General features: G+C 27.6%; 1 protein-coding gene and 1 pseudogene. Both read right to left on the reverse strand.

Translation table 11 applies throughout. The features are described from left to right. Positions 1–179: 179 nt before the first annotated feature. Positions 180–1,685 carry a DUF1846 domain-containing protein gene (locus ACI3VO_RS11115; RefSeq protein WP_439757982.1) on the reverse strand — a complete coding sequence of 502 codons (1,506 nt, stop codon included), beginning with the start codon at positions 1,683–1,685 and terminating at the stop codon, positions 180–182. Positions 1,686–2,063: 378 nt separating this feature from the next. Then, a pseudogene (locus ACI3VO_RS11120) lies at positions 2,064–3,173 on the reverse strand (transposase). Positions 3,174–3,184 lie beyond the last annotated feature (11 nt).

Below are 3,184 nucleotides of genomic sequence, written 5' to 3' on the forward strand. Positions count from 1 at the left end.
TTTTTTCTAAAATGCATTGACTTTTCATAAAAAAAATTATACAATAATATTCCACCTCAAAAATATGAGGTCTTTAAAATACTAATACTTACACGAATAAAAATAATAATTTATAGCCTTCTATTATTCATAGAAGGCTCATTTTCTTTTATATCAAATCTATTTAAAATCAATCCTTATTATACATAGTATAAGTTTTGAGAAGGATAAACAGCTTCACAAGTCACATCTACACCTAATTTTCTAAATGTTTGTTCATCGTCCTTAGTAAGCATAGTAGTTGAATGGGCTTGTACATCTTTTAAGTTCGCTAATTCATCCATAGCCATTTGTGCTGGTGGATTTGTAACTGCACAGATTGAAAGAGCTGTCAATACTTCTTCTAGGCTAAGTGAAACTTGTCTACTGCCTAAAGTTTCTGTTTTTAATTTTACAATAGGTTCTAATATAACTGGTGATATTAATAACATATCATCTGGAATATTTGCTAAATGCTTAACAGCGTTTAATATTGCAGCTGCACTAGCACACATTAATTCAGAGCTTCTTCCTGTTATTATTGTTCCATCTTCAAGCTCTAATGCAACAACTGAACATATTTCATCCTTGTCTGAATTTGAATTAAGTTTTTCGCTGTATTCTCTAGCTGGAAGTACAACTCTTCTATCTTCAGGCTTTAAGTTTGATTTTTCCATTATTAGAGACATAGTATCATATGAACTCTTGTTTACTTCACCTTTTTTATATTCGCAACCAGTTTTAAAGTATCTTCTGATTATTTCTTGTCTTGATGCTTCACTTACTGCTTCGTCATCGTATATTCCAAATCCAACTCTGTTAACACCCATATCTGTTGGTGATTGGAAGATAGATTCTTTTCCTGTTATTTTTTCGATTATTTTCTTAAGAACAGGGAATAATTCTAAATCTCTGTTGTAGTTTGTAGCCTTTACTCCATATCTATCTAAATGGAATGAATCTAGCATATTTACGTCCTTTAAATCTACAGTTGCAGCTTCATATGCCACGTTTACTGGATGATTTAAATGTAAATTCCAAACTGGGAAAGTTTCAAATTTAGAATATCCTACAGAATTTCCTCTTTTATTTTCATGGTATAATTGGCTTAAGCAAGTTCCAAGCTTACCACTATTTGGTCCTGGAGCAGTTACTACAACTATTGGTTTAGTAGTTTCTATATATGGATTTGCACCAAATCCTTCTTCACTAACTATAGTGTCTACATCAGATGGATATCCTTTAGTTGGAGCATGCTTGTAAACTTTTATTCCACGACGTTCTAGCTTGTTTATAAATACTGTAGTCGCAGGTTGTCCTTCGTATCTTGTTATAACTACACTGTTTACATCTAACTCATAAGTTCTTAAATCATCTATTAATCTTAGAACCTCCATATCGTAAGTTATACCGAAGTCTCCTCTTTTTTTGTTTCTTTCTATGTCTCCAGCGTAAACACAGATTATAACCTCTACTTGATCCTTTATATTTTGTAGAACTTTGATTTTCGCATTTTCATCAAATCCAGGTAAAACCCTCTTTGCATGTAAATCTCCTATAAGCTTTCCTCCAAACTCTATATACAGCTTGTCGAAATTATTAACTCTTTCTAATATATATTTAGATTGTTGTTCTAAATATTTTTTTGCATCAAAACCTTGCTTCATACTTTAACACCTCTCTAATTTTTGTCTTTAAAATAACTTTCTACATATAAAAATTTTATTTACTCTTTGAGCAAATATTTAAATACTAATTACACAAATACTATTTATCACTAAGGTTATATTATACAATCCAGTTTAAATTATTTCAAGATTTTATTTTTATAATATAAATATTTTTATTTTAAAAAAGGGGCTGTCGCACGAACAATTAAAAACTTGTTCTGCGATAGCCTTTTTCTAACTTAAATTAAATGTACTTTTTAGTGTTTGATTAAGGAAAATTCACTTTTAAAACATAAAAATAGACACAAGAAATAAAGGTATTAGAAATACCCATTTTTAGAAAAAGTTTAAATTCTGAATATAAATTTAAACTAATTATTTTAATTCATAAAGATATAAACCTGATTTATTATTAATTAATTTACTATGCAGTTTATTAATATTATGAGCTAATGCCACAAGAATACACTCAGCAAGTACATTTTGATTACCACGACTTAAAAATCTTTTAAATTGCATATTTTGTTTTACTTGAGCGAAAGCTCCTTCCGTCTGTATACTTCTATTCATTCTAAGTTTACGCCCTTAGGTAATAGTAATTCTTTCTAAATTTTCTTTTCATTTCTTATAAAATAATTTAGATACTTGCAACTTTTTAGTTCTTTGCTCAATAGGTGTTTTACTATTATTTCCTTTAATACAGTTTTTCTTATATTCACAATTACTACAATCTTCACATGTGTAACAAGTTACTTTGCTTTTATACCCAGTTTTTGATTTTCTATTAATTGTTCCACTTACGTATAACTTTTTGTTATTTTTACAAATGTAATAATCATCTTTTTCACAGTAAATCATATTTTCTTTTCGACCAATATCATTCCTATATTTTTTTGTTTTTTTAATTTCATAATCAGATGGTTTTAAAAACGATAATTGCTCATTATCATCTAAAAATACATAATTTTCTTCGCTTTCATATCCTGAATCTGCTATTACTTTAGAATACTTAAATCCAGTATATTTTTCGATTGATTTTAAAAAAGGTATTAATGTTGTTGTATCTGTAGGTTGAGGTCCAACACTTACCCAAACTATATATTCAGAATCAACACCAAATTGAACATTATATGCTGGTTTAAGCTGTCCGTTTTTCATATGGTCTTCTTTCATTCGCATAAAAGTTGCATCTTTATCTGTTTTTGAATAACTATTTCTTTTCCCCATTATGTACAAATCTTTAGTGTATTTTTTCAATCGATTAATATATTCATTTAATTTTTCTATAGCTTTTTGAATAGGTGATTTTCTTTTTCCTTTTCCATGAACAAAAACTATATTTTCTTGAATTGATAATCGTTTAAGCTTTTTTAAAAGTTTTTTCAAATGATACTTTTTAATCTTATTTTTGTAAATTACTTTAATTCCAAAATCATTTTCAAATTTTAATACAAATGAAGATATATCATTTAACATTTTACTCATATTTTTATTTA

It is taken from the genome of Intestinibacter sp., assembly GCF_051866655.1.
In the GTDB taxonomy this organism is placed as follows: Bacteria; Bacillota; Clostridia; order Peptostreptococcales; family Peptostreptococcaceae; genus Intestinibacter.